Origin of the sequence: Marinobacter excellens LAMA 842 (genome assembly GCF_001574445.1) — a bacterium.
GTDB lineage: Bacteria > Pseudomonadota > Gammaproteobacteria > Pseudomonadales > Oleiphilaceae > Marinobacter > Marinobacter shengliensis.
Map to the genome: position 1 here is coordinate 1 of NZ_LOCO01000028.1, position 25,632 is coordinate 25,632.

The following is a 25,632-nucleotide window of genomic DNA, read 5'->3' on the forward strand; positions in this document are numbered from 1 at the left end:
GGGGAAATCAGGCAGCTTGCCAGGGTGGCAGCTTTGCCGTGGAATCAGTGGCAGCTTTCGTGTGGAATGGGTGGCAGGCTTCGTCTGGAATCAGTGGCAACCTTGGTCTGGAATACGCAAGTAGGTCCGCAGTCGCTCGAACAGTGTGTAGGCGAACCCTGACAGAATCAGCCGCCACTGATTGGTCCACCACTGTGTGCTGGAGGTGCGATCCGCAAACAGGCACAGCTGCTGGTCTTTAATCCGGTTCTCCATGTCACCCCGGGCGCAGTACTGCTCGTAGTAGAGCTTGAATCCATCGTCGTAACGGGAACTGATGATGAACCTTGGATTGGGTCCTAGTTCGCCTTCTTCCAGACGCGCCACCACCCAGCGGGGGTGTTTCCAGGTTCGGGCCTGATACTGGAACCGGTAGGTGGCGGAGACTTTTTCACCCAGTTCGTTGTGAGCTTTGCGAATCAGCATCGAGGCTACATCTACCTCCTTGAGCAGCCGGCTGTTCTTGCTGATGCCCACCAGATAATCCACATTATTCCGGTCGCACCAGCTCAGCAATCGGGGGCGATAGAAGCCGCTGTCACCCCGGAACACGCACATTCGCAACACCCGGCGAATCCGCGTGCTCATGAGCGACAGCTATCCTTACAAAGACGAACTCACGGATCTGGTTCGTCGGCTGGTTCCCGGATAGAAGCTGCGGGCTCCCCCGGCCCGGCTCAATGGGGGTAAGGGGGTGGTGCGTCTGAACGCTGGGGAGTGATCAAATAATCACCAGATCAAGCCTGATTGCTGGGCTCTGGTGCTAAAGGAATCGATCTGTGAAGATTGCTGGGTGGCTATGAGAAATCCGGGTTAGGGCAAGTGGGTCGATTTAACACGTATGGACTCCTCCTCTTTTGCAAGCACTTTGTTCGATCGCGATGAAGGTACGACTGCCTACGTGTATCCGGTCTCTCCAATGATGCCCTATAGATGAGCATCGGACCCTGATGGGCTATCCGCGCGCCGGTTCCCATACGCTTACACGAGCTTTGGGCTCCGCGTCCATAAAGGGGTTTCCCAACGCCGGTCCGACCTGTTCGCCATCAATCAAAATGCTGTGCAATCGTGGTGTGGGCCTCTCCTACAGGTTTTCAGGTTGTTTCTCAGGCTCGCTGCTTAGCCGTCACTCAAGCAGCAGCCGTTGCAAGTCCTTCGTCGTAGGTTGATTCATTGTGCACCAGCGCCCAGGCAATGCGGGCTGTTTTATTGGCCAATGCCACCGTGGCCACATTGACGTGCTTTCGTGACGCCAGGCCTTTAAGCCAACGACTGAGGCCGTCGTCTTTACCATCAACATGTCGCAGCACGGCCCGTGCCCCGTGGACAAGCAATTTGCGTAAGTAACTGTCGCCTCGCTTGCTGATCCCTAGCAGACGATCCCGGCCTCCAGTACTGTGCTGTCTGGGCGTTAACCCGATTGATGCGGCAAAGTCCCGCCCTCGGCGAAACGCCTTGCCATCTCCTAGAGCACCGGACAAGGCACTGGCCGTCAGTGGTCCTACGCCGCGCAGGGTCATCAAGCGTCGCGCCACAGGGTCCTGCTTGACACTCTCGGCAATTTCTTCGTCAAGTGCCACAATGCGATCATCCAGGTATCGGAGATCTTCAGCCAGCCCATTGAGCAGGATTCGGAATCTATCACTAAGCCCATTCTCTGCGTCCTCCAGCCATCTTGATAAGGCGTTGCGCATCTGCTGTATGCCCACCGGGGCCACGATGCCATACTCACCAATCAGTCCCCGGATCTGGTTTGCCTTGGCAGTACGCTGGCTAACCAGCTCTTCACGGATGCGGTGCGCTGCCTGAACATCCTGCTGGGCAGCGGTCTTCGGAGCGGCGTAACGCATGTTCGGGCGGCTCATGGCTTCGCATATTGCCTCAGCGTCCACACGGTCATTTTTGTTACTTTTGACGTAGGGTTTGACAAACTGAGGTGCAATCAGTCGCACTGGATACCCCCGCCTTTGGAGTTCACGAGCCCAGTGGTGAGCAGAGGCACAGGTCTCCATACCAATTTCCGTACCGACCGGCACTTTGCGGCTGAGCGCATTCAGCCACTTATTTCGAGAATATTTGCCTTGCCATCGAGTTTGACCGTGGCGGTCTACGCCATGGACGTGGAACACTGATTTGGCAATATCAACACCGACGCGGATAATGTTCATGTGGACTTCTCCTCATCTCCTCGATGGTTGATTGTTCACTCACCATTTTGGCACGTAGATGCCGGTTAGGTGAGGAGGAGTCCATCCCATTGCTTACATTCCCATTAGTAACAGGAAAATAACGTCTGAAATTCGAGTTTGCTGCTGCCTTGAAACAACATCGACAAAAATCGCCGGTTATTCAACAGACCTTCCTTAAAGTTTTTGAAGGCGATTCACCAAACAACCTTTTGTAGTCAGAGGACAGCCGACCTAAGTGAGAAAATCCATAATCTAGAGCAACCTCCGTAACATTCCTTACTGAGCCGTTTAGCAAATCCTCTCGAACTCTATTAAGTTTTTGATTCTTTATATAATTTTTTGGTGTTGTCGATAATGTCTTAGAAAACAAAGAATAAATCGAACGAACACTAAGATTTGAAATCTTACTCAACTCATCTATGGTGATGTCTTTTTTTATATTTTTTTCTATATATCTAGAAATTTCTTCTATCTGAGGATGAGGTCTGTTGAGGTTTTTTTCAATCGGAACATTATTATCGAATGTACAAAGTATTTTGTTTATCACAACTTCTTTATAAAAGTCAAAAGCACCAAAAATCTCTGCGTCACACCCTCCAGCTTCCAGTAAAACTGCCTCAAAAAGTTTAACTAATGATGGAAATCTTAAAAGGTTTACTGGTCGTCGCGCGAAACGAACACCTGGCTTCGGGAGACAACCTAGCTCAGAAAGAACAGTAGTCTGAATGGAGCTTTCAGGTATATTAACAATTAACTTTTCACAGTCAGAAGAATATTCAAGTATTATTAACTCGAAAGGATTCAGCATTATAGCATCACCCACCCCTAAGAGAACTCCCTCATAGCCAAAAGATACATAACACGTGCCCCTTGTAATTATCTGCAAGTGAAATACACTTTCGAGCTCAGGACTTTTTACTCTCACCTCGCTACCATAAGAAATTGAGGTTAACCCAAGTCCTGAAAATTCCTTGAAACCCAAACGTGACCGAGCAGCATCACACTTTATCACCTCTAAAGTATGACGACCAACCTTTTGATTCACAAATTCTGAAACAGCTTCCGGGCGAGCAAAATTAAAACGCAGTGGAAGGCTAAAGATTTCCAGAGTCATTTTAACCTCCTTTTTTTATTTTAAATTTTTATTGATATTAGTCAAATTTAAAAGATAATACAACAGAGGAGTTTACGCAATGCCTGAATCCCGAGTTCGACAGATAGAAGCGTAAACTACTGATTAGCCTGAAAACGCGTTGTCAAAATTGGCACTACAAGCGTGATGCAGCAGGAGCCGGCAGGCCAATCGCCTCGAAAAGGTCGCGTTGTTCAGGCTTCAATTTGGTCAGGCCGCTCGCCGTCTCGCGACGGTGAAGCAGGACCTGGTGGAACTGGATCTTGCGGGCAATCTCCAGTGCCCGCGTCGGCGACAGCGGATGATTGCTCGCCTTCAGCCGCATCCTGAGCACCCGGTAAAGCACCAAGGCGAGGAAGCAGATCAGGGCATGAGCGCGGATGCGATCCGGTAGCCGGTGGTAGACCGGCGCGATCTCGATGTCGCTCTTCAGTACTCGGAAGCCGCGCTCGATGTCTGCCAGCGCGCGGTAGCGCTCTACGATCTCCAGCGGGTCGTGGTCGGCCATGTTGGTGACTAGCAGCAGCTTGCCGTCCATCATCCTAGCGCGATCGAGCGCGCGCTGATCCAGGACATAGTTGAACGTCTCGGCGGTCAGATCGACCTTCAGGATATGCCCGAGGTGAGCATCGGTCACGGCCTTGTAGAACCTGGCGGTGACGCCGGCATCGGAGAGCTTTCTGCCGCGATAGCGACGCCCCGGCACCGCCAGGATGAATTCCAGTTGAGTGCGATCCAGTGCCTGGATCTGCGTTTTTTCGTCAACTGACAGCACCAGCGCGTTATCAGGCGGATTCAGATACAAGCCAACGACATCGAAAACCTTCTCAGCAAAGTCCGGATCATTGCTTATTTTGAAGGTTTTTAGCCGGTGCGGTTTCAGGTCAGCAGCTTTCCAGATCTGATGCACTTGCCAGCGACTGACACCGGCATGTTCGGCCATCAACCGGACGCTCCAGTGGGTAGATTCCTTGGGCAGCTTTTTGACCGTGTCATCAAGAATTGACTTGACCTTTTTCCGGTCCAGCTTCCTGGGCTGTCCGGGCCTTGGAGCATCTTGCAGGCCACTCAGGCCCTGCTCGATATAACGGTTACGCCACTTGAAAACGGTGGGCGTACTGGTCTCCAGTCGCTCGGCCACCGTTTTCGGTGATTCGCCATTATTCAGAGCCAGAACGATCCGAGCGCGTTGAACAAGATTCTGACTTAATGTGCTTGTCCGTAACCAGCTTTCCAGCTCTAACTGATCATTTACGGTAAGATTAAAGGGTGCTGGTTTCCGCGCCACAAAAGGATCGCCAAGCCGGTGAAAAACGACCTGAATTATAGCACATTTACGCTAAGGAATTACCCGGACGGGACACTAGTCACACTTACTAATGCGAAACTTTGTATCCGGACACAGCTCAGCATAATACTCGAAAAATTCAAGGCAATCATAACGGATTGTTATTTAGGCTTTTTTTACTCCTCTGAAACGCCAAACTTGAAATATTTAAGTGTTCGGCTACTTTGTTTCCCATTAGTAAGGCAAATGGCTTGACCTAAGCCCTGCTTGGTTTGGATTAAACGGTCAGCCCTGATACCCCCCCCCCACCGGCAGTACGGCACCGGTAATGTAGGAAGCTTCATCAGAAGCCAGAAAGAGTATGGCGTTTGCCTGTTCTTCCGGAAAGCTATAACGCTTCATGAATGTCGAATCGATAGTTTGGTCAACAATTGCCTGATACCACTCCTTCTCCTGCTGACTCATGGTTTCATTGTTGCGCGGAATCCTTCGTTCACCCACATCGGTTCCGCCTGGCGCCACCGCATTGACCCTGATACCGTGTTTTGCATTCTCAAACGCCATGCACACGGTCATAGCGTTCACACCTCCTTTCGCCGCTGCATAAGGCACTCTGTTAAGTGATCGGGTTGCGAGGGAGGACACATTGACGATCACACCACGCTGTTGCTTCTGCATTTGCGCCAACACGGCGTGACAGCACCAGAGGGTCGGGAACAGGGAACGGCGAATCTCGGCTTCGATCTGACCCTCTTCGTAGGCTTCATAGGGCTTGGCCCAGATGGTACCGCCTACGTTGTTGACCAGGATGTCGATGCGACCGAAATGACTGACGGCTGCATCCATCGCTTTGCAGGCCCCGGCATACAGCTCCAGATCGGCATTTATGATATGGACATCAATAGCTCCTGCAGTCAGGGCCTCTTCGGCCACCTCTGCAACAATTTCAGAGCGGTCCACCAGCACCAAAATAGCTTTCTCGGCGGCCATCTGAAGGGCTACAGCGCGACCAATTCCCTGGGCCGCCCCGGTGACAATAACTACCTTGTTTTCAAAGCGTTCAACTCTCATGGAATCCTCCTCATTTACTGGCTGCAAACTTTTCATAATGGAAGCTGGCTGGCTGAATGCCATTTTCCTGCATGTAGCTACTCACCGCTTCCACCATAGGCGGCGGACCGCAGAGGTAGATATCCACATCATCGCCATGCAGATGATCAGGATTCAGATGGTTAGTGACATAGCCTTTTCGCGGCCAGTCGCTCTCTTCTGAAGCGACGCAGGCGCTGAAGCTGAAGTTATCGATGGCCGCAGCAAATGCTTCTAATTTTTCTATCTCCACCAGGTCGTTGTCACGGGTAACACCATATATCAGATGGATCGGGTACTGACTGCCGTCCTGCTGAATCTTCTCCAGCATCGCCAAAAAAGGCGCCAGACCGGTACCGCCAGCCAGCATTAAAATTGGACGCTTGATATCGCGAAGGTAGAAGCTGCCAAAAGGACCGCGCAGGACGATGCTGTCGCCGATACTCGCCTTTTCAGTCATATAAGTACTCATCAGACCATCAGATACCACACGCATCAGAAAAGAAACCGAATCGTCAACCGGGTTGACCAAGGAGCTGAAGGAGTAAGATCGGGACTGGTCAGAACCCGGAACCAATACGTTGACATACTGCCCTGGCAAAAAGTGCATGGCTGACAACTGATCACCGGCAACAGTAAAAGACAGCGTGGAATCGGAGAGACGATTGATGCCGGACAGTTTGGCATGTACATCCACCTGCCGACCCTGTACACAAACTTCGGATGATGCCGGCACAGTAACCACACAGTCCGATTCTGGAATCATGCGGCAAGTCAGCACATAGTCCTGTTTTGCTTCCTGTTCGGACAGCGCATCCTCTACATAACCATCCATCTCATAGCGACCTGATTCGCAATGACATTTACAGGTACCACAGGCACCGTCACGGCAGTCTACTGGAATATTGATCCCGGAACGATAGGCGGCATCCGCAACCGTTTCCATCGGCATTGGAATAATGAAATGGGTTACACCGTCTTCAAAGTTAAGTGCTACTTTATACATTGTAATGTCTCAGTCCCCTCTAAGGGTGTCAACGACACCCCGAGGGAAGTTCATCATATTGGCTGGGATCAAAGGTGATAGATATCAACAACCTGATGGATACAGTCATTCTTAAGCACGATCTTCTTGCGCTTGATCTTCAGCTTGCCGTCTTCGCTACGGACCAGAATGACGAACGCGCAACCAAAGTAGGTATTCACGGTATCGTGGCGAACGCTGTTGGTCACCCAGTTGTAGCGTACTTCAGCGTCACTGTCTGATGCGGTGGCCACTTCCAAATTACTCAGCATATGCAGGGTACGCGGCTCTGGCTGTGAACTAGAGCTGGAACGACCGGTCTGGAGGCGAAACACTCGGTCTTCCAGACCGTCACGGCGAGCATAGTACATCAAGGAGATTTCGGACTGAGGATCCTCGGTCAACTCACCGTCAACGTCCCAGCTCGGCACCCAGTATTCGGCATCCTTGGCATAGTGCTCAAGCCACTGGTCATAGTCCTTGTCATCGAGGCAACGCTGTTCGGAATACAGAAAATCACGGATTTCGTCGTAGCTGATATTCATGAATTACTCCCCCTTTTCCTTGCGTACCGCTTCCGCCATCACTTTCTTCCAGTACTGATGCTGAACGATGTAGAGCCCCTCATCCTCAGACTTGACACCACTCATCACAGGATGCAAACCGATCTCCTTAGCCTCCTCATCCTGACCGTCGATCCAGTGCTCGGCACCACGGGACATGTCATTCCAAGGCAACTTCATACCATTGTAACCTTCTTGACAAGCGCGGAACTCTTCCAGATCATCTGGGGTTGCCATGCCTGAGGCGTTGAAGAAGTCTTCGTACTGACGGATCCGATGCGCACGCTCTTGCGCAGCTTCGCCCTTAGGCCCGAAGCAGTAGATAGTCACTTCGGTTTTGTCGACGGAAATCGGACGGAAGTGACGGATCTGTGTGCTCATTTGATCCATAAGGAACATATTCGGGTACAGACAAAGATTGCGCAGCTTGCCGATCATCCAATCGGCACGACTGGCACCGAAACGCTCAACGAGCTCATCACGACTTTCATACAGGGAACGATCCTGGGGGTTAGGCCAGCTCAGCCACAGCAGAATATGGCCGTGTTCGAAGGCATAAAAACCGCCTTTTTGCTTGTTCCAAGAGGAGACATCCATCGCCTTAACATCATCTGCAGACATGCCAGTTTTACGGCGAGCGGTGGTGGCAACGTAGTTCCAGTGCACTGCGGAAACATGGTAACCATCGGCACCGTTTTCGGCCTGCATTTTCCAGTTACCGTCATAGGTATAAGTCGACGCACCGCGCAGCACTTCTATACCTTCCGGCGACTGATCAACGACCATATCGATAATCTTAGCCGCTTCGCCAAGATGTTCAGTCAGAGGCTTGACATCGTCGTTCAGCGAGCCGAACAGGAAGCCGCGGTAATTCTCCAAGCGGACCCTTTTCAGGTCGTGAGAGCCATCGCAGTTGAAGGACTCCGGGTAACCGGCGTCGTCGGGATCCTTGACCTTGACTAGCTTGCCGGAGTTATTAAAGCTCCAGCCGTGGAACGGACAAGTAAAGACGGCCTTGTTGCCCACCTTCTTGCGACATAGCACAGCACCACGGTGACTGCAGGCGTTAACAAAGCAGTGTAGCTCACCATCCTTATTGCGGACGACGACGACGGGCTGACGACCAATGTAACTTGTAAAGTAGTCATTTGGATTGGCGACCTGGCTCTCGTGGGCCAAATAGACCCAGTTGTTTTCGAAGATATACTTCATCTCCATTTCGAATAGATCAGGATCGGTGTACATGTCGCGTCGAACTCGATACAGGCCTTTCTCTTTATCGACGTCCATCATGTTATCGACGTCTATCATGCCCCTATCTTTTGCTATCAGATTGTCTTGCATGGTGATACCCTCCTTATTGACCTTTTTCACTGTAAATAAGGATGCCTGCACTCAATATCCAGCTAGCGTATATCTTTGTCCCTTATCTGCAGAGGGTGCACTTTAATGTGCACTATCAGTTTGATAGGAGGGGGGGGGGGAGGGGGAACCAATAGGTTCCGCCCCTCCCACACCACCCGGCATGCGGGTCCGCACCGGGCGGTTCGAGAAGTTGAGGTTTCACGAGAGTCTCGGCACTCCCAACCGATCGAAGTAGGCAATGGTCAGCACATGATGGATGGCAGAGCGACTGTTATGCCACCAGCGACGACTCAGCGCCGCCACGGATTCCGCAACCCAGGAACTCGCGCCTAAGCGGATCAGCTCCCGGTAGATCGTCTTGCCCCGTCGCCACTGCCGAAGGTGGAGCATTCTCAGACGACGACGTATCCACTCATCCAGTGATCGCCAGATGCGTGGCGTTTGCGCCAGCCTGAAGTATCCTTTCCAGCCAAGCAGATAGCGGCGGAGATTCTCCACCACCTGTGCCATGCTGCGCCCCCCCTGATCCTCGGGTCAGTTGCCTGACTCTGAGCTTGAACGCCTGTAACGCCTTGGTGGATACCGCGCGTCGGACCTCCCCGTCCCTCGTTTGCCACAAGGCATAGCCGAGGAACTTACGCCCGAACACGCGGGCGACTGCACTTTTGGATTCGTTGATCACCAAGCGCAGTTTGTCGTAACACCGGCGTAGCAGGCGCATCACCCGTTCTCCCGCTTTGTGACTGCGAACGTAGACGTTGCAGTCATCGGCGTAACGGGCGAAGCAGTGCCCCCGGCGTTCCAGCTCTTTATCCACATCGTCCAGCAGAACGTTGGCCAGTAACGGCGACAACGGCCCGCCTTGCGGCGTGCCCTCATGCCGATCCATGACCACGCCACCATCCATGATACCCGCGTTGAGATACGCACGCACCAGCCGGATGACTCCGGGATCGTTTATGCGTTTTTTCAGGCGGTCGATCAGGATGTCGTGGTTAACCCGGTCGAAGAACTTCGACAGATCAACGTCCACCACGATATGGCGGCCTTGCTGGGCGTAGCGCTGCGCAGCCAGAACCGTATCCTGGGCCCGTCGGCCCGGGCGGAAGCCGTAGCTGTGCTCGCTGAAGGTGGAATCAATCAGAGGTTGCAGCACTTGTAGCAGTGCCTGTTGAATCAGACGGTCGGTGACGGTGGGGATACCCAGTTCCCGCTCACTGCCGTCCAGTTTCGGGATGCCTACCCGACGGACGGGTTGTGGTTGGTAGGAGCCGCTCAGCAGCTGCTGGCGAAGCTCCGGCCACACCCATCGCAGGTGTTCCGCGGTTTGGGTAATGTCCAGCCCGTCCACACCTGCCGATCCTTTGTTGGCCTTCACGCGCTTCCATGCCCGTTGCATATTCTCTCGTGCGAACGCCTGCGCAAGCAGGTTTCGCCCTGCGCCCTCCGGTTCTCGTCGCGGGAGTCCTGCTTCATCACTGGTCACGGCCGGCAAGGCTTCACCTTCCCTTGTTGCAACCCGCCCCGCTGGCGCGGGCATCTGATGCGTTACAGCGCTCATCGACAAGGCGTTTGACGCTCCTTCTCGTTCAGCCCTTCGCCCTGTGTTAGCGGCTACTATGGCCTCTGCTGACTTCTCGCTCCGCGTGACCACGTCGCCCTTTCAGGCATGAGGCGAGATCTCCCCGGGTAAGAACACACTCCTTCACCGCACAACCGCCGGATTTACACCACTTCGCCTTGGCCACAAGAGCTTCGCGGCTTCTTGCCCGCTCGCCCTGCTTGGCAGTGCCTCGTATCCGATTCTTGTTCATCGGCTCACGGTTTATGCTCCACGCTTCCTCCCCACGGTCGGTCGCCCTTCCGCAGTTGCGCTTCACTTCGTTCGCTGTGGCCAGCTCACGGGAGGACTTGCACCTCCAGGAGTGCGCCCGTGCCGGGCGCACATCAAGTAGGGTGAGGCGTCACCGCCTCATCCCTCTCACAGAACCGTACATACGGGCCACGTATACGGCTCATGCCATTAACTTACCCCGAATTCGGGGACAGTGATGCCGGTTCTGACCTTGGTCGGATCCACCAACCGTAAGTCATTATGCAGATAGGCATTCGGGATTGCATGGTGGGCCAGCGGTGAGGCCGCATTGCGCCAGCTTTGCATCTTGATGTACCGAAACGGAGGCTTGTAGCCCAACTGTTTCAGCCTCCGATGCAACCGGCCCGGTCTCTTCCACTGTTTGAGCTGGATGCAGCGCAGTCGCCGTCTTAACCAACTCATAACCTGCTTTAGCACCCGCGCACAGTTAGCTACCCGGAAGTAGTTGACAAAGCCCCGTAGCACCGGGTTCAGCTCGCGGATGATCGCCGCAAGTCCGACGCCCCGGTTTCGCCTGGTCAGCGCCTTCAGCTTCTGCTTGAGTGTCACCACCTTCTTGTCCTGGATGCGTGTGTAGTTCGTGTAGATCACCACACCCAGGAACTTCACCCCCTCATCGCTGTTGGCGATGTGGGTCTTGGTGGCGTTAACTGTCAGCTTCAGCTCCCCTTCCAGGTAGCTTTGGGCCACCCGTAACGCATTGCTCGCCCCAGCTCGGGAGGCGCAGAGGATCAGGATATCGTCTGCATAGCGGACAATCCGATGCCCCCGCGCTTTCATGAACTGGTCGAAGGCGTCCAGGTAGACGTTCGCGATCAGCGGACTGATCACGCCGCCCTGCGGGCTGCCCAACGTCGTGTCTTCAAGGTGGTACCCCACCATCACGCCGCTTTCCAGGAACTGGCGCAGCAGTGACAGAACACTGCCGTCCGTGATCCGTCGGCGGAACTGACGGATGATCAGGTCATGGTTCAGGGTGTCGAAGCATTTCGACAGGTCCATATCCACTACCCATGTCCGTCGGTAGCGGCGGACGAATAACTCCGCCTTGCCGATGGCGTGGTGACCACTGCGGCCCGGACGATACCCGTAACTCGACGGGTGGAAGTCCGGCTCGAAGATCGGTTCGATGATTCTGCGCAACGCCTGTTGCACAACCCGGTCCCGAACCGTTGGAATGCCCAGCAAACGTTCACCACCGTCGTCCTTGGCGATGGCCACACGCCTGACCGGGTGCGCCCGATAGCGCTTTTCCTTCAGTTCGAGTAACAGGCACGACAGCTCCACCTCCAGATTCGCCTCAAACGCACTCAGGCTCTGCCCATCGATTCCGGCCGCACCCTTGTTGCGCTTGACGTGCCTGAAGGCTTCATACAAACGCTGTTTTGACAGCAGCTGTCCGTACAAGCTGTAGTAGGTCCTCATGCCTGCTCATCTGTGTGATGACGACTTCGAGGATCGGCCTGGCTGCTGGTCTGTTTCAAACGATCCGTCCGGGTACTAGCACTCTGGCAATCTGCCGCCACGGTCTCGCTCTACTCCCTTGTTCGGTGAACACCAAAGCGACTGCGTTCCCGCAGCACCTCGATGCACATCCCCGCCCCGTCGGGCAGCTTGTGAACGCAGCGTCCACCTATCGCTCGTCGTCCGTCATGCTCGTTAATGACTTCCGCCCTTCGCATCCAACCAGAGCTTTTGACCCTGATCGGCCCGCTGAACCTCCGCCAGCGGTCATTCCGGTTTTGCCCTCCACACTGTTACCAGGCTTCTCGGGCCGGAACTTCGTCACTACTACGGCTTCATCTGCCACCTCACACCCGCTGCGGCCTTGGCTTTCACCTTGAGCCTCAGCGTCCGGTCGAACCGGATAGGGTGCCAGGCTTCCCCGGTTACTGCACCGGCTCCCTGTTAACGATGCCACCCTCAAACACAGCCCAGGTCTGACTGAGTATCGGGCGTCGCGCTATTTTGCACGCTTACCCACCTGGACTGCCGAAGCAGGTTCACTTGCGTTGTGTACCGTTAACCTCCTATAGCTTCCTTCAGACCCTGCCGTTAGCCAACAACGCCCTTGCCAGTCGGATTGTCTTCCCCTCAGCCGGGGTGACGCCACCTTCTTTCAGGTGGCCGGGTTTGCCGGCTTCGCCGGGCAAACAAAAAGCCCCCCCCTTAACAATAAGGGAGGGGAGCAGGTCTCCAAGGAGATCAACAACGTCTTACCAAGCCAATAATCTCTAAATCAGCTTGCAATCGAAATCCTTTAACTGCAACTATTATCCAAGCGCTGCAAAAGGTTTGAAACCTGAATCCGTGAATCCAACGAGCTGAAGTCGCGCCCCAAGCCTGCAATAGCAGGATCTTGAGCGATATAATAGCCCCTGACATTCATTCACCCAGTCAGTGATGTTGTCTCATGCGCACCTTCACCCTCCAGCAATCCCGAACCGAAGTCTATACACCCCACGGCGGACTGGCCCTGGTGGGCCACTGCCTGAACCGGCACACGTCGCTGATCAAAACCGCTCGCACGGTCGTCAAGCGCCACGGTATTCCGAACATTGAGCTTATCCGCACCTACCTTGGCCTGATTACGCTGGGCAAGAGTGATTTCGAGGCGGCCGAGCCGGTACGAACAGATCCGTTCTTCAAATCCGCTCTGGGCATCAAGCAGTCGCCATCTTCAGCCCGTTTGCGCCAGCGATTTGATGAAGATGCCCAAACCCTGACACCACTGCTGGATGATGCCAGCGTTGAATTTCTTCAGTCCGTCGAAGCGCCGGTGTCACCACTGGCGATGGGCCACGTTGCCCTGGACATGGATGTCTTTCCCATGGACAACAGCCAGACCCACAAAGAGGGCGTCAGCTACACCTACAAGGGTTACGACGGCTATGCACCCATTGCCGCGTATCTGGGCCAGGAAGGCTGGTGCCTGGGTTGTGAGCTACGCCCTGGCAGCCAGCACGCCAATAATGGATTTCTCGACACCCTCAAACGGGTTTTGCCCCGAGCCCGGGCATTGACGGACAAGCCCATCCTGCTGCGCCTGGACAGTGCACACGATGCCCGCGACAACCGCGACTTCCTGCGCGAGCAGGAGCAGGTCGATTTCCTGATCAAGTGGAACCCTCGCAAACAGGATCCCTTGGCTTGGGCAGACAAGGCCCAAGCCCAGAAAGCCTGGTCGCTGGACCGCGACGGCAAGATGGAGGCGGTTCTGTCAGAAGACCTTCCCGATGAACCCGGTCTACGCCAAATCGTTAAGGTCGCTGTTCACACCAGTGATGCCGCTGGCCAGTTGTACCTGGAGCCGGAGGTCAGTGTTGAAGGCTGGATTACGTCCCCGTCTGCCGATGTGGCCAGTGAGCAACAAGTCATGACTCTGTACAGCGATCACGCCACCAGTGAGCAATTCCATAGCGAGTTCAAAACCGACCTGGACCTGGAACGCCTGCCTTCGGGCAAGTTCCACACCAACAACCTGGTCATGGCCTTCGCAGCGATGGGTTACAACCTGCTGCGCTGGATGGGGCTGAGACTGACGGCCCCGGATGCGCCGGTACGCCATCCGGCCAAGCGACGCCGCCTGAGAACGGTGATGCAGGAGCTGATGACCATGGCCTGTCGCCTGGTGCACAGCGGCAGGCAGTGGATCCTGCGCTTTGGTCGGCACTGTCCGGGGTTTGCCGTTTACCGCGACCTCTATGGAAGCCTTGCCTCCTCCGGTTAAACCAGTTTGACAACAGTCGCCACCTTAAAGCCACCCGGAAAACCATGCCGGGGCAATCCGCTATTGCCTGAACACCATCTGTTGATCACAAAACAGCCAGTTTATGGCAGCTGGTCGACTTTGCACTACACCTTTCAGCTATTCATGGGTCTAATCTGTTCAGATTTTGCCCGTATTACCCCAGCTTGCGCTTTGCGGGGTATATTGGCCTGCGAAGTCACTGATTCAGGTGTATATGAATCCGCCTGACCGGGCCCTGGTCCTGTGTGTGGACGAGAAAAGCCAGATACAGGCGCTGAACCGCACTCAGCCGGCGCTTCCGCTGTCGTTTGGTTACTCCGAAACAACCCGAACACACGACTACGTTCGCCATGGCACGACAACTCTGTTTGCGGCCCTGGACGTTGCCACTGGTAAGGTTATCGGACGCCTTCACAGGCGACACCGTACCAAAGAGTTTCTGGCGTTTTTAAAGGAGATTGACCGGGAGGTTCCGGAGGATCTGGATATCCACCTGGTCATGGACAACTACGGGACCCACAAGACCGAAAAGGTGCGAGCCTGGTTCGCCGCAAGGCCCCGCTATCACGTGCATTTCACGCCAACATCAGCATCGTGGGTCAACTTGGTAGAACGATTTTTCGGCCTGATCTCAGAACGTTGGATCAAGCGCAACTCGCACTGCAGCACTCGCGAACTGGAGGCTTCTATTAAAGACTACCTGGCCCGATACAATGACGATCCCAAGCCTTTTGTCTGGCGTAAGACAGCGGATCAAATCATTGAATCAATTGCTCGTCTATCCGATAAGCTTAATAACTGGACGAACTTTTGGTAAGGCACACTAGTGAAACCCAGTCTCCTTGCGGTTAACCTCATCATGCCAGAGCGTTAATCCTGCACATGCTCCCGAATCAGCTCCAGCGCCTCTTCCATATGTTCAAACCGGTGGCTGCCACCCTCAAAGCGATGAACCGGAAAATAATCCCCAAGCACCCTGGCGGTGTCTTTCCACGGAAGCAGTTCATCCCCCTGGTCCAGCAGCACAAGCCCGCTGCCATAGTGGGTGAAAGGGTAGTAGCTTGAAACCACGTCGTCTGTCAGTTGATAGGCCTGGCCCTGATGATCGACACCCTGCCCTATCCAAGGTCTGAGACTTTGGGCAGGCTCCGTCACCGGATTGATGGCCACAACCGGAATGCCGGTTTCAGCTGCGAGAATACCTGCCAGCCATCCTCCCATTGAAGTTCCAACCAGAAGATCCGGGTTCACTCGCATCAGCTTGTCCAAGCTCTCTTCGATAATGTCTTCCGAGCCTTGGGTGTAGTCGATGTCGTGACCATAGACAGGGCCAAGCCTGGCGAGCGTTTTGAGTTTGTCGCTGGTGATATAGAAGCGGCTGGCGAAGCCGTGGAGGTAGTATATTTTCAGCATATCCTTCGCTCGGAACGCAATGTTTTTCCTGACCTTAGCACCGTTGGGGAGTAAATGCCTGCTCCATAGCCTAAGTGCTGCCCCTACGCACCGTGAGAGTAGGAGGGGGAGTTGCCTCCCCCGTCCTCTCACACCACCGGGCATACGGTTCCGTACCACGGCGGTTCACGGTTGGCTCTGAAGCCGAACCATCGTATCCAGCAAGCTTACCAGAGACAGGCCATTGAACACCTTCTTGGGCAGCGCCGCGTTCATGTGAGACGCGCCACTGTTCCACCAGGGACCACGGCCATTCGTTGCGCTCATCCAAGCCCGTTGCTCCGTCAGACCGAGCCGCATCAGATTGCGCGCCCGGGTATGGGCCCGCTTCCATTGCTGCCATAGAATCAGGCGATGTCGCCGCCGTATCCAGCCATCCAGTGCCTCCACCGAGCGTTTCGAGGCCGTCAGGCGATAGTAATTCGCCCAGCCTCGGAGAACCGGGTTCAACTTCTGGATAGTTGTCGTCAGCGACTGCCCGCGAGATCGCTTAAGCAGCGGACGCAGCTTGGCCATGAAGGCCTTCAGGCTCTTCGGTGCAACCCTCAACCTTGCCTGCCTTTTATGCCAGCTTACGCTGTAACCCAGAAAGCTCCGGCGCCATGGGCGATCCACAGCACTCTTGTCTGTGTTCACTTTCAGGCGCAGAGACCGTTCCAGGAAGTGGGTGACGCTGGTCATGATCCGCTCACCGGCTCTTCTGCTGCGGACATAGATGTTGCAGTCGTCCGCGTAGCGGCAGAACCGGTGTCCCCGTCTCTCCAGCTCCCGGTCCAGTTCGGTCAGGAGCACGTTGGAGAGCAAGGGTGAGAGAGGGCCACCTTGCGGTGTCCCTTCTCGTCTCGGGCTGACCAACCCACCTTCGAGCATGCCGGCTTGCAGGTAACGTCGGATCAGGGTGAGTACCCGTCGGTCGGTGATGCGACGGGCCAACAAGCCCATCAGCACATCGTGGTTGACCCGGTCGAAGAACTGGGCCAGATCCAGGTCGACCACCCAGCGGTGGCCGTCATTGATGTGCCGTTGCATCGCCTTGACCGCCTGGTGGGCACTTCGACCAGGGCGGAACCCGTAGCTGTGATCCGAGAAGGTCGTCTCCAGCATTGGGCTTAGTGTTTGGTGAAGCGCCTGTTGGATCAGGCGATCCTGCACCGTCGGGATACCCAGTATCCGTTCGCCGCCTTGCGGCTTGGGGATACTGACCCGGCGCACCGGCTGGGGATGGTAGTTCCCGGCCAGCAGCCGCTCGCGCAGCGCTGGCCAGTGCTGTTGCAGGTGACCCTTCAGGGCTGAGACCGGCATCTGATCGATACCAGCGGCACCCTTGTTAGACACCACCCGCTGATACGCACGCATCAGGTTCGGGCGCTCAAGCACCCGTTCCATCAGCGCATTCGGCTCCGCGTTCGTCCACGAGTGAGCCCCCGCGTCTGCCTCGACACGGACTTCAGTATTTGCCGGGTTCCGCCCGACCCCTTCCTGAAGGCCCTGACCCATCCGAGTCGCTTCTGTCTTCATAAGCACTTCACGAGAACTCACCGCCTACTGGTGGCCAACCATGTTCGGTCCTTCAGTACGCGGTGACGCACCTACTATGACCTCGGCTGAGTTCTGGCTCCCCATCCCCACCCCTCGCGGGGTAAGTAGCACAAAGGCAGAGAACCAGACTTCCCAGGGTAAGACACGTGACCTTCACACTTATGCCCGCCGCATCTACGTCCACACCTTCCGTGCAAGTATCGGGCTTTGGCGATATTGGCCGCCTTACCCGGTGTGACCGCCTCCTATGCGATTTCTGTTCGTCGGGCCAGTGCTTTGCCTGCGGCTTCCTTCAGATTCCACCTCGCGGTGGACACCCTTGCCGTCCGGCTAGTGGTTCCCCTTGCCGGGCCCACAGGGGAATTGCACCCCCAAGTCATCCGGCCAGCACCACCTGTACCGGAACAGCGCCCGTCAAGGCGCTACGCGCCATGCCTGGCGCACCAAAACAAAGGGGTGTGGCCCCAACATGCTCACACCCCTCACTGTAGTTTCCATCAGCCTCATCCATGAGCTTCTATCGATGGCCGCCAATAGGTGTTGTTTCCCAGCCTTCCAAAACCGATTGGTTGGCGCTTTCGATAGGCCTTCCGCTGATTGTCAGCCATGGCACTCTGGGCATCGGCGTCCCGAACATAGCGGGCAAGCGTCATGACAGGGTTGACTCCGTAGCGTGCGCCGGGTGAGGCGCAAGTCCAGATGTGCCTGAGTGCAAGCGCTGCATCAGGGTCTACCTTGTCGAGATACGCCAGACCGTAGGCGCAGGCCTCCAAGGTCATGTCGGCGTGGTCGCACAACCGTGCGGTTGCGGTCGGCTTACCCCACGTATCATAAGTGTAGGTCTTGCCAATATCGTGCAACAAGCCAGCGACGAAGCCGAGCTCCTGGAGTTCTCGAGGCATATCGGGTTCATTGGCCTTGGTCATAACCAGTACGTTCTTCGCAACGTCCAGGGAATGAGCCAGCAGCCCGCCGGGTTCGTTGTGATGGTAATGCCTGCTCGCCGGCGCTTTGAGGAAAACCTCCAATCGGTCACGGCGCTCCAAGACTCGCTTAATGAACATCTGTAACGGGGCTGATCGCAAAGAACGTACCGCAGCCACCAGCTGATCCAGTGACTCCGGCTTCGGGCAGAATGTTCGTGGCAAAGTCTGCAATGCAGGCAAGTTGACAACGTCTGCCTGTAACGGGCGGCGGATATCGTTCAGCAGGATCTCACTTTCCTCCGCACCAACACACACCTGACCTTTGACCACAACCAGATCCATGTGACCCAGGTGCTCTGGAATCAATATAGAACCCATTACCGCCAGAACCACGATGTCGCTGACACAGCTGCTCAACCGAAGCTTCAGGTACGGAATACCTTCATCATCAAAGCAAGCAACACGCCCCGTTAATCGGTAGGTGCCTTTGAACGTCTCCTGGGTCAACGGTCGCAGATCATTCAGTTTCACCACCTACCTCCTTATCGTTTTCAATGACCCGGCTCTGAATTAGGCGCTCAAAGGCACTGCCATCCATCCGAGTCAGGTTTGGGATATAGCGGGAATACACTTTGAACAGCATTTCCGTGGAGGAATGGCCGAGGGTTCTGGCCACCCATTCCGGGTTCTCACCGGAGGCAAGGAGCAGTGTCGCCCCCGTGTGCCGCGTCTGGTAGGGACGACGTTTCTTTAATTTGAGATGCTCCAGCAGCGGGTACCAGACACGCTTGGTTACATTGTTATGGTCCAGTGGCTCTCCCAGCCGATTGCAGAACACGAACTTACTGAGCTTGCCAGTCGCCTCGTACTGGGCCTTGAGCGCACCGTACACCGGGCCAAACATGGGGATTTCCCGCTGAGAGCCATCCGTTTTGGTATACTCGGTCTGACCATGGATGAGGGTTTCTCGTACCAGGATTTCCCGTTTTTCGAAATCCACATGTTCCCACTTGAGGCCGTCAACTTCCCCGGTGCGCAGGCCTGTGTAGAAACGCACCAGATAGTAGTTACGGTAATCTTCCCTGACCGTTTCGAGGATCTTTTCTACCTCATTCAGGGAGAACGGCTCGATGTGCACCTTCTGCTGTTTGAGCGGTTTGATGTTCAGATAGGGATTGGTGAAGTCAAACCGCTCAGCCGCCTCCGTCAGAATCATCCGCAGAATGGTCATGTGGCTGTTGATGGTTTTGGGCGCTATCAAACCACTCGCTCCCCTTCCCTTCCTCCGAGCCATCTTGTTACGCGCAGCCAGAATGTCCGGCTTGGAAATCTCGCCTACCCGTTTATCTTTGAAGGCTGGCTTCAGAGAGCTGGCCAGAATGGACTCCACATTGCGAGTGTGGGAGTTCCGCCACTGGATTTTCGATTCCAAGAACCACTGGTCAGCGAAGTCTGTGAACAGAGGAGAAGTAGATTCTGACTGACCAAGAACACCCTCACCATTTTTGGGAAGGACCCCAGCGTCCTCCAGCTTTTTAAGGTTTTTGCTTCCCGGAAAGAACTCGGCGTAGTCAAAATCCCCGACCAACATTTTGGCTTCCATTCGCTGGATCAATGTCTCCAGCTGCTTACGGTTGCGGGCGGTGTCACTCAATAGAGTCTGCTCCCTGCAGCGTATTCCTCGGTACCGGAAATCGATAAAGAGCTTTTTTGTATCGACGCGTGCTCGCACCTTAGCCATGACAAACACCTCCGCTCGCCATCGGGATGGCCAGATTGTTTTGAGCCATGCTGAGCATGTCCTCCTCAATAATCTCCCAGATGTAGAGGATTTTTCGGCCGCCAAATGGACGGATATAATGTTTACCTTCTAACAGGACGCTGTCTTTCAGACACTGACGGATGGTCCGGGGGTCATACTTGATACGCTCTGATAGCTCTTCAGTTGTCAGGTACGTGTTATTCATGAGAACATCTCCTTTCGCCAATCAATGATCAGTTGACAACTTTTGTTATCACTTGATCATCAATATACGTCCTATTTCGATAATTGCAAGTGGCGTTTGATACTTTTTTTTATCAAAAGAGCAGAGAGATGATCCGTTTCCATTTGAAGGAATTGATAGCAGATAAGGAATTTGCCGAGAAACGACGAATCACTATTGGTGAAATTGCTAAGGACACCGGCATCAACAGGATGACTCTGTCGAAAATCATCAATCATCCCGGCCACAGCACAGTGACGGACAACATTGATAGGCTATGCACTTATTTCGACTGTTCGGTTGAGCAATTAATCACGCACATCAAGGAAGTCTCGGACGAGTCGGAAAGATCTGACGGCGTAAAGTGACTTTCTTTCTTGGCATGAGGGCGGAAGCTAATGCCCCGTGCCCCGGAAGACTTACGGTCAACAACGAAGAGGGGCCAAAATATCCAAATCGGAAATTGGCACGCATAGGGCACGATGAGGGCACGGAGAAAATTTCAGGGTCAGAAAACAAAAAAGGCAGATCAGTAAGTAACTGATCTGCCTTTCTTTTATATGGTAGCGGGGGCTGGATTCGAACCAACGACCTTCGGGTTATGAGCCCGACGAGCTACCAGACTGCTCCACCCCGCATCAAAACTTTTAACGAAATCTTTTGTTTACCGGGGTTGCCCCGATCAACGTGGCGCGAATATTACAGCGCACCACCGGGACTGTCAATCCATATTTTCAAACAGGTCGGTGGGATAGCTCAACTCGGGCGCACCCTTCTCGCTGGCCGGCTGAAAGAAACCTGCGGAGTCAATTGCTTCCTGGACAGGACGAAAGGATCGGCGATGCTCCGGGGTTGCCCCAAGACGCATCAGCGCCTCCAGGTGCACCGGCGTCGGGTACCCCTTATGTTGCGCCAGACCGTAACCGGGATAGGTTTGCTCCAGCAACGCCATTTCCCGGTCACGCGTCACCTTGGCAATGATAGATGCCGCGCTGATGGCCGGGTGTCGACTATCCCCTTTTACCACCGGCTCCGATGGCCAGCGCCAGTTCGGGCAACGGTTGCCATCCACGAGAACGTATTCCGGAGCGATGGAAAGACCATCCACCGCCCGCTTCATGGCCAGCATCGTGGCCTGGTAGATATTCAATTGATCGATCTCGCCAGGCTCACAGCGCCCCAGGCACCAAGCCGCTGACTTTTCGACAATCTCATCGTACAGTGCCAGGCGCCGCTTCTCTGTGAGCTTCTTGGAATCCGCAAGGCCCTGAATAGGCCGCTCGGGGTCCAGGATAACCGCTGCGGTGACGACGGCACCGATTAAAGGGCCCCGGCCTACCTCGTCCACCCCGGCGAGTCGCCAGCCTTGATAACTGCATTCAAACGGAGGGAGCGCCTTACCAGCCATTAGCGGTGCCGCTCCAACAACTCAGAAACAGCCTTGGCGGCCCGCTCATCGGCATTCTGTTTCAGCGACTGATGAAGCTCGGAAAAGGCTCGCTTCAATGCAGCCCGCTCCTGTTCATTTTCCAGTCGCTCAAGCACAGCAGCACCCAGGCTTTCAGGAGTGGCATCGTCCTGCAACAGTTCCGGCACTAATGGTTTCTGGGCGAGCAGGTTCGGTAACGCCACCCAGGGCACTTTTACCAGCCGCGACAGCAGCTTGTAACTGAAGTTGCTCAATCGGTAGCCCACCACCATTGGCTTTTTGAGCAACATCGCTTCGAGGGTGGCAGTTCCTGAGGCAAGCAGCACCACATCACTGGCAGCCATCACCTCACGAGAGCGACCACGCACCAGGGTAACCGACAGTTTCACGTCCAGGGATTCCACCAACGCCTGAACCTGCCGTTCCCGATCCCGGTTTACACAGGGAATCACCAACTGAATGTCTGGCCTGCGGGTCTGTAGCCAACGGGAGGCCTCCAGGAACAGTGTACCAAGGCGCTCCACCTCCCCACCCCGACTGCCTGGCAAAACGGCCAGTACCGGCTTGTCTGGCTCAAGCCCAAGGCTCTCCCGGGCGGAACCGGTATCCGGTTCCATGGGAATACGATCAGCCAGCGGGTGCCCCACAAAAGCGACCGGCACCTGGTGCTCTTCGTAGAAACGGGCTTCAAAGGGAAACAGCGTGAGCATCAGGTCCACAGACTTGGCAATCTTGAAAATACGCTTCTGGCGCCACGCCCAGACCGAAGGACTCACATAATGAACCGAGGGGATACCCGCCTCCCGACACCGCCGCTCGATAGCCAGGGTGAAATCCGGTGAATCAATGCCAATCACGACATCCGGCGGAGTGGTAAAGAAATAGTCCAACAGCCGGGCGCGGATACTGAACAACTCCCGAATACGCCCCAGCACTTCCACCAACCCCATAACGGATAACCGCTCCATGGGGACCAGGGAATGAAACCCTTCGGCGTTCATCTCATCGCCGCCAATACCAACGAAGCGGGCATTCGGATAGCGATTACGGAGAGACCGGATCAAGCCGGCACCGAGGATATCCCCCGATGCCTCACCGGCGATAATGGCAATGGTCAACTTGCGGGAACTGACCATGTCAGCCTGTGCGTGCGTCACCGGCAGCCTCCTGCCGGATCAGCGGATGATGCCGCGATCCGCTCCCCGGAGCGAGTCGATCAGCGGGCGAACCTCTGGCACGTCAGCAAAGCTGCCCTCAAGTTCTTCCAGTGCCTGCTCTGTGGTCAGGCCCTGACGGTAGATCACCTTGTAGGCCCGGCGTAAGGTCAACAAAACTTCCTTGCCGAAACCCCGGCGCTTAAGCCCCTCCACGTTCATGCCGTGGGGCTGGGCTGACTGTCCGCTGGCCATGACATAAGCGGGGATATCCTTGAGCACGATACTGCCACCGGCCGCCATGCTGTGAGGCCCGATATGGCAGAACTGATGCACCATGGTGCCGCCACCGAGGATGGCGTAATCACCTACCGTAACGTGACCAGCCAGGGTGGCACAGTTCGCCAGAATGGTGTTGTCTCCAACGCAGCAGTCATGGGCAACATGCACGTAGGCCATTAGCAGGTTGCCATTGCCAATGCGGGTTTCGCCCCGGTCCTGAATGGTTCCGCGGTGGATGGTGCAGTTCTCGCGGATAACGTTGTTGTCGCCGATCACCAGTGTCGTTGGCTCACCGGCGTACTTCTTGTCCTGACACTCTTCCCCGATACTGGAGAACTGGAAAATACGGTTATTGCGACCGATAACTGTCGGGCCCTTGATCACCACATGGGAAAGAATCTCGGTGCCCTCACCGATTTCCACCCCCGGGCCAATGTAACTCCAGGGACCTACCGTAACGTTATCCGCCAGTTTGGCTGACGGGTCCACAATCGCCTGAGGATGGACACCCGACCAGTCATTTGTCGCCATCAAACTTCTCTCTCAGCGGTCAATATTTCTGCAACGCACGCGACTTCTCCGTCCACCAATGCGCGGCATTCGAATTTCCAGATACCACGCTTGCCAGACACAAACTCGGATTCCATATCCAGGCGGTCTCCCGGCAGCACGGGACGCTTGAAGCGTACTTTACTGGAGCCAGCCAGATATTGTATCACGCCATCAGACGGTTTCCGTTCCACGGTCACAAAACCGAGAATTCCGGAAAGTTGCGCCATGGCCTCAATAATCAGCACCCCGGGCATAATGGGGTTGTCCGGGAAATGCCCGGTGAAGAAAGGCTCATTGAAGGAGATATTCTTGTATCCCTTAATCGACTTTCCTTTTTCGACTTCGGTTACCCGGTCCACCAGCAGAAACGGATAGCGATGCGGCAGATACTCCAGGATTTCATCAATTTTCATCATCTTGCTTGGCCTCAGCCCTCTAGCTTTTTTTCCAGTTCCTTGACCCGCCTCGCCAGAACGTCCAACTGCCTGAAGCGTACCGCATTTTTTCGCCATTGCCGGTTGGTATCTGCGCTGGTACCCGACGAATACACCCCGGGCTCTGCAATGTCGCCTGTGACCATCGTCATACCGGTCAGTTGCACCTGATCCGTAATTTCCAGGTGGCCGGCAACACCAGCGGCGCCCCCGAACACACAATGTCGACCAATCTTTGTACTGCCGGCAATGCCCACTTTCGCGGCCATGGCGCTGTGGTCGCCAATGCGCACGTTGTGCGCAACCTGAACCAGGTTATCGATCTTTACACCATTGCCAATTACTGTGTCGTCAACCGCACCCCGATCAATCGTGGTATTGGCACCAATCTCTACATCATCTCCGAGCACCACGCCCCCAACCTGGGCAATGCGGTGCCACACACCACGCTCGTTGGCAAACCCAAAGCCATCTGAACCAATGACTGCCCCGCTGAGAATATGACAACGCTGCCCAAGCACTACATCATGGGCCAGGGTAGCTCGCGGGCGCAGGACTGACTGATCACCGATCCGGGAACGGGCTCCGATGAAACAGCCGGCCCCGATGACAACTTGATCACCGATTTGCGCATCCGCTTCAATCACCACGTGCGGGCCGACACAGGCAGAGTCCGCAACGGTTGCCGAGGGATCAACCACGGCGGTAGGGTGAATACCGGCAACCGGTGCCGGCGTGGCGTCAAACCAGTGACTGATGCGAGCGTAGCCCAGGTAGGGGTTGTCCAGTAACAGGACATTGGTCGGAGCATCGGCCGCATTAGCCGGCGACACAATCACCGCAGAGGCCTTGGTCTGCGCCAGATACTTGGCATAGGCGGGATTAGCCAGAAAACTCATCTGCCCGGGGCCCGCAGCCTGCAGCGTTGCCAAACCGGAAATGGCTGTGTCCGGATCCCCCCTCAGCTCAGCACCCAACGCCTCGGCCAGTTCCTGCAAACGAAAGGATTTTTGCACCATTGAACCTTCTCCCGATGCGGTAGTAACAGTGCCTGGCCAGGTTTATCGGTTAAGCTTCTCGAGCAATTCCGAGGTCAGGTTCATCTCCGGCTTAACGTAGACAACCGCTTCGCTCGGCAGAATCAGGTCCAGATTGTGCTCTTCCAGCAGCTCTTTGACGGCCGCATCTACTTCAGGACGAGCGTTCTCCAGAAACTGCTGTTTGCGCTGCGCAACGGTCTGGTCCAGGCGCTGTTTGAGGAAGTTGAACTCCTGCACTTTCTCCTGGAACTCACCGGTCAGCTTGTTGCGCTCGCTTTCATTCATCATGGCGCCGTCTTTCTCGATCCGATCCTTCAGCCTGCGGGCCTGTTCCTGGGCCTCACGAACCTTGGCTTCTTCGCCAGCAAAATCCTGCTGAAGTTTCTCACTGAAAGACTGGGCGTCGTTGGACGAAAACAACGCCTGGCGCAGGTCAACCACGCCAATTCTAGTCTCCGCTGCGAGCTGCAGCGAGAATGCCATCAGAGTTGCGCCAACAATGGCAGATAGACGTTTCATCGGG

At 55.2% G+C, this 25,632-nt stretch carries 21 protein-coding genes, 1 tRNA gene and 3 pseudogenes; 3 read left to right on the forward strand and 22 right to left on the reverse strand.

All coding sequences use genetic code 11. The features are described from left to right. Positions 1–114: 114 nt before the first annotated feature. From J122_RS17480 to ltrA (J122_RS17520), 10 genes and pseudogenes are all read right to left on the reverse strand, one after another. Positions 115–591 (reverse strand): annotated as a pseudogene (locus tag J122_RS17480) (transposase); the annotation flags it as partial. Between the two features lie 578 nt (positions 592–1,169). Continuing rightward, positions 1,170–2,207: an IS110 family transposase gene (locus tag J122_RS17485; RefSeq protein WP_061333416.1), complete on the reverse strand. Its 1,038-nt coding sequence runs from the start codon at positions 2,205–2,207 to the stop codon at positions 1,170–1,172. 181 nt (positions 2,208–2,388) lie between these two features. Further along, the gene (locus tag J122_RS21295; RefSeq protein ID WP_082780632.1) at positions 2,389–3,342 is read right to left on the reverse strand and encodes an AraC family transcriptional regulator; all 954 of its coding nucleotides are present in this window, start codon (positions 3,340–3,342) and stop codon (positions 2,389–2,391) included. A gap of 154 nt (positions 3,343–3,496) precedes the next feature. Then, positions 3,497–4,648, reverse strand: coding sequence for an IS1634 family transposase (locus J122_RS21300; protein WP_156471779.1), 1,152 nt, complete (start codon positions 4,646–4,648; stop codon positions 3,497–3,499). 285 nt (positions 4,649–4,933) lie between these two features. Next, positions 4,934–5,719: a 1,6-dihydroxycyclohexa-2,4-diene-1-carboxylate dehydrogenase gene (locus tag J122_RS17495; RefSeq protein ID WP_061333417.1), complete on the reverse strand. Its 786-nt coding sequence runs from the start codon at positions 5,717–5,719 to the stop codon at positions 4,934–4,936. A 10-nt stretch (positions 5,720–5,729) separates the two neighbouring features. Next, positions 5,730–6,743: a benzoate 1,2-dioxygenase electron transfer component BenC gene (gene benC, locus J122_RS17500; protein WP_061333418.1), complete on the reverse strand. Its 1,014-nt coding sequence runs from the start codon at positions 6,741–6,743 to the stop codon at positions 5,730–5,732. A 68-nt stretch (positions 6,744–6,811) separates the two neighbouring features. Next, complete coding sequence (locus tag J122_RS17505) at positions 6,812–7,306, reverse strand: aromatic-ring-hydroxylating dioxygenase subunit beta (protein ID WP_061333419.1); 495 nt, start codon at positions 7,304–7,306, stop codon at positions 6,812–6,814. 3 nt (positions 7,307–7,309) lie between these two features. Then, positions 7,310–8,668: a benzoate 1,2-dioxygenase large subunit gene (gene benA, locus J122_RS17510; RefSeq protein WP_061333420.1), complete on the reverse strand. Its 1,359-nt coding sequence runs from the start codon at positions 8,666–8,668 to the stop codon at positions 7,310–7,312. Between the two features lie 219 nt (positions 8,669–8,887). Continuing rightward, positions 8,888–10,256: pseudogene (gene ltrA, locus J122_RS17515) on the reverse strand (group II intron reverse transcriptase/maturase). A gap of 456 nt (positions 10,257–10,712) precedes the next feature. Continuing rightward, positions 10,713–11,990, reverse strand: coding sequence for a group II intron reverse transcriptase/maturase (gene ltrA / locus J122_RS17520; protein WP_061333421.1), 1,278 nt, complete (start codon positions 11,988–11,990; stop codon positions 10,713–10,715). 988 nt (positions 11,991–12,978) lie between these two features. On the opposite strand from ltrA (J122_RS17520), the gene J122_RS17525 reads away from it, so the two are divergent. Together J122_RS17525 and J122_RS17530 are read left to right on the forward strand one after the other, a co-directional pair. After that, entirely contained in the window at positions 12,979–14,295 is a 1,317-nt protein-coding gene (locus J122_RS17525) for an IS1380 family transposase (RefSeq protein ID WP_061333422.1), read from the forward strand. A gap of 232 nt (positions 14,296–14,527) precedes the next feature. Continuing rightward, positions 14,528–15,133: pseudogene (locus tag J122_RS17530) on the forward strand (IS630 family transposase); the annotation flags it as partial. Positions 15,134–15,186: 53 nt separating this feature from the next. On the opposite strand, the gene J122_RS17535 reads toward J122_RS17530, so the two are convergent. From J122_RS17535 to J122_RS17555, 5 genes are all read right to left on the reverse strand, one after another. Then, positions 15,187–15,729: a YqiA/YcfP family alpha/beta fold hydrolase gene (locus tag J122_RS17535; RefSeq protein WP_061333423.1), complete on the reverse strand. Its 543-nt coding sequence runs from the start codon at positions 15,727–15,729 to the stop codon at positions 15,187–15,189. A 165-nt stretch (positions 15,730–15,894) separates the two neighbouring features. Next, the gene (gene ltrA / locus J122_RS17540) at positions 15,895–17,286 is read right to left on the reverse strand and encodes a group II intron reverse transcriptase/maturase (protein ID WP_061333424.1); all 1,392 of its coding nucleotides are present in this window, start codon (positions 17,284–17,286) and stop codon (positions 15,895–15,897) included. Positions 17,287–17,810: 524 nt separating this feature from the next. Beyond that, positions 17,811–18,764, reverse strand: a complete 954-nt coding sequence (locus J122_RS17545; RefSeq protein WP_061333425.1) for a TraI domain-containing protein — start codon at positions 18,762–18,764, stop codon at positions 17,811–17,813. Then, entirely contained in the window at positions 18,751–19,974 is a 1,224-nt protein-coding gene (locus tag J122_RS17550; protein ID WP_061333426.1) for a tyrosine-type recombinase/integrase, read from the reverse strand. The genes J122_RS17545 and J122_RS17550 overlap by 14 nt, the downstream gene beginning before the upstream one ends. Continuing rightward, on the reverse strand, positions 19,967–20,200 hold the full coding sequence (locus J122_RS17555) for a hypothetical protein (RefSeq protein WP_008170356.1): 234 nt from the start codon (positions 20,198–20,200) through the stop codon (positions 19,967–19,969). Before J122_RS17555 ends, J122_RS17550 begins: the two co-directional genes overlap by 8 nt. A gap of 128 nt (positions 20,201–20,328) precedes the next feature. On the opposite strand from J122_RS17555, the gene J122_RS17560 reads away from it, so the two are divergent. After that, on the forward strand, positions 20,329–20,586 hold the full coding sequence (locus J122_RS17560) for a helix-turn-helix domain-containing protein (RefSeq protein WP_061333427.1): 258 nt from the start codon (positions 20,329–20,331) through the stop codon (positions 20,584–20,586). A 193-nt stretch (positions 20,587–20,779) separates the two neighbouring features. Here the strand turns inward: J122_RS17560 and J122_RS17565 are convergent. The 7 genes from J122_RS17565 to J122_RS17595 form a co-directional block, all read right to left on the reverse strand. Next, positions 20,780–20,856: transfer RNA gene (locus J122_RS17565), tRNA-Met, on the reverse strand. A gap of 83 nt (positions 20,857–20,939) precedes the next feature. Continuing rightward, positions 20,940–21,626, reverse strand: coding sequence for a ribonuclease HII (gene rnhB, locus J122_RS17570; protein WP_061333428.1), 687 nt, complete (start codon positions 21,624–21,626; stop codon positions 20,940–20,942). Then, positions 21,626–22,783: a lipid-A-disaccharide synthase gene (gene lpxB, locus J122_RS17575; protein WP_061333454.1), complete on the reverse strand. Its 1,158-nt coding sequence runs from the start codon at positions 22,781–22,783 to the stop codon at positions 21,626–21,628. Before lpxB ends, rnhB begins: the two co-directional genes overlap by 1 nt. Before the next feature lie 39 nt (positions 22,784–22,822). Further along, positions 22,823–23,614, reverse strand: coding sequence for an acyl-ACP--UDP-N-acetylglucosamine O-acyltransferase (lpxA, locus tag J122_RS17580; protein ID WP_061333429.1), 792 nt, complete (start codon positions 23,612–23,614; stop codon positions 22,823–22,825). After that, complete coding sequence (gene fabZ, locus J122_RS17585; RefSeq protein ID WP_058090249.1) at positions 23,614–24,051, reverse strand: 3-hydroxyacyl-ACP dehydratase FabZ; 438 nt, start codon at positions 24,049–24,051, stop codon at positions 23,614–23,616. Before fabZ ends, lpxA begins: the two co-directional genes overlap by 1 nt. A gap of 11 nt (positions 24,052–24,062) precedes the next feature. Further along, complete coding sequence (gene lpxD, locus J122_RS17590; protein WP_227510274.1) at positions 24,063–25,085, reverse strand: UDP-3-O-(3-hydroxymyristoyl)glucosamine N-acyltransferase; 1,023 nt, start codon at positions 25,083–25,085, stop codon at positions 24,063–24,065. Positions 25,086–25,130: 45 nt separating this feature from the next. Further along, positions 25,131–25,628, reverse strand: a complete 498-nt coding sequence (locus tag J122_RS17595) for an OmpH family outer membrane protein (RefSeq protein ID WP_061333431.1) — start codon at positions 25,626–25,628, stop codon at positions 25,131–25,133. Between the last annotated feature and the right edge of the window lie 4 nt (positions 25,629–25,632).

Excerpts from the sequence above, each read along its gene's own strand:
- benA (WP_061333420.1), bottom strand. The coding sequence starts at position 8,668 with ATGCAAGACAATCTGATAGCAAAAGATAGGGGCATGATAGACGTCGAT.
- lpxB (WP_061333454.1), bottom strand. The coding sequence starts at position 22,783 with ATGGTCAGTTCCCGCAAGTTGACCATTGCCATTATCGCCGGTGAGGCA.
- J122_RS17495 (WP_061333417.1), bottom strand. The coding sequence starts at position 5,719 with ATGAGAGTTGAACGCTTTGAAAACAAGGTAGTTATTGTCACCGGGGCG.
- J122_RS17560 (WP_061333427.1), top strand. The coding sequence starts at position 20,329 with ATGATCCGTTTCCATTTGAAGGAATTGATAGCAGATAAGGAATTTGCC.
- J122_RS17485 (WP_061333416.1), bottom strand. The coding sequence starts at position 2,207 with ATGAACATTATCCGCGTCGGTGTTGATATTGCCAAATCAGTGTTCCAC.
- J122_RS17535 (WP_061333423.1), bottom strand. The coding sequence starts at position 15,729 with ATGCTGAAAATATACTACCTCCACGGCTTCGCCAGCCGCTTCTATATC.
- fabZ (WP_058090249.1), bottom strand. The coding sequence starts at position 24,051 with ATGATGAAAATTGATGAAATCCTGGAGTATCTGCCGCATCGCTATCCG.
- J122_RS21295 (WP_082780632.1), bottom strand. The coding sequence starts at position 3,342 with ATGACTCTGGAAATCTTTAGCCTTCCACTGCGTTTTAATTTTGCTCGC.
- J122_RS17525 (WP_061333422.1), top strand. The coding sequence starts at position 12,979 with ATGCGCACCTTCACCCTCCAGCAATCCCGAACCGAAGTCTATACACCC.
- J122_RS17505 (WP_061333419.1), bottom strand. The coding sequence starts at position 7,306 with ATGAATATCAGCTACGACGAAATCCGTGATTTTCTGTATTCCGAACAG.
- benC (WP_061333418.1), bottom strand. The coding sequence starts at position 6,743 with ATGTATAAAGTAGCACTTAACTTTGAAGACGGTGTAACCCATTTCATT.
- lpxA (WP_061333429.1), bottom strand. The coding sequence starts at position 23,614 with ATGGCGACAAATGACTGGTCGGGTGTCCATCCTCAGGCGATTGTGGAC.
- J122_RS17550 (WP_061333426.1), bottom strand. The coding sequence starts at position 19,974 with ATGGCTAAGGTGCGAGCACGCGTCGATACAAAAAAGCTCTTTATCGAT.
- J122_RS17555 (WP_008170356.1), bottom strand. The coding sequence starts at position 20,200 with ATGAATAACACGTACCTGACAACTGAAGAGCTATCAGAGCGTATCAAG.
- J122_RS17595 (WP_061333431.1), bottom strand. The coding sequence starts at position 25,628 with ATGAAACGTCTATCTGCCATTGTTGGCGCAACTCTGATGGCATTCTCG.
- rnhB (WP_061333428.1), bottom strand. The coding sequence starts at position 21,626 with ATGGCTGGTAAGGCGCTCCCTCCGTTTGAATGCAGTTATCAAGGCTGG.
- ltrA (WP_061333424.1), bottom strand. The coding sequence starts at position 17,286 with ATGAAGACAGAAGCGACTCGGATGGGTCAGGGCCTTCAGGAAGGGGTC.
- ltrA (WP_061333421.1), bottom strand. The coding sequence starts at position 11,990 with ATGAGGACCTACTACAGCTTGTACGGACAGCTGCTGTCAAAACAGCGT.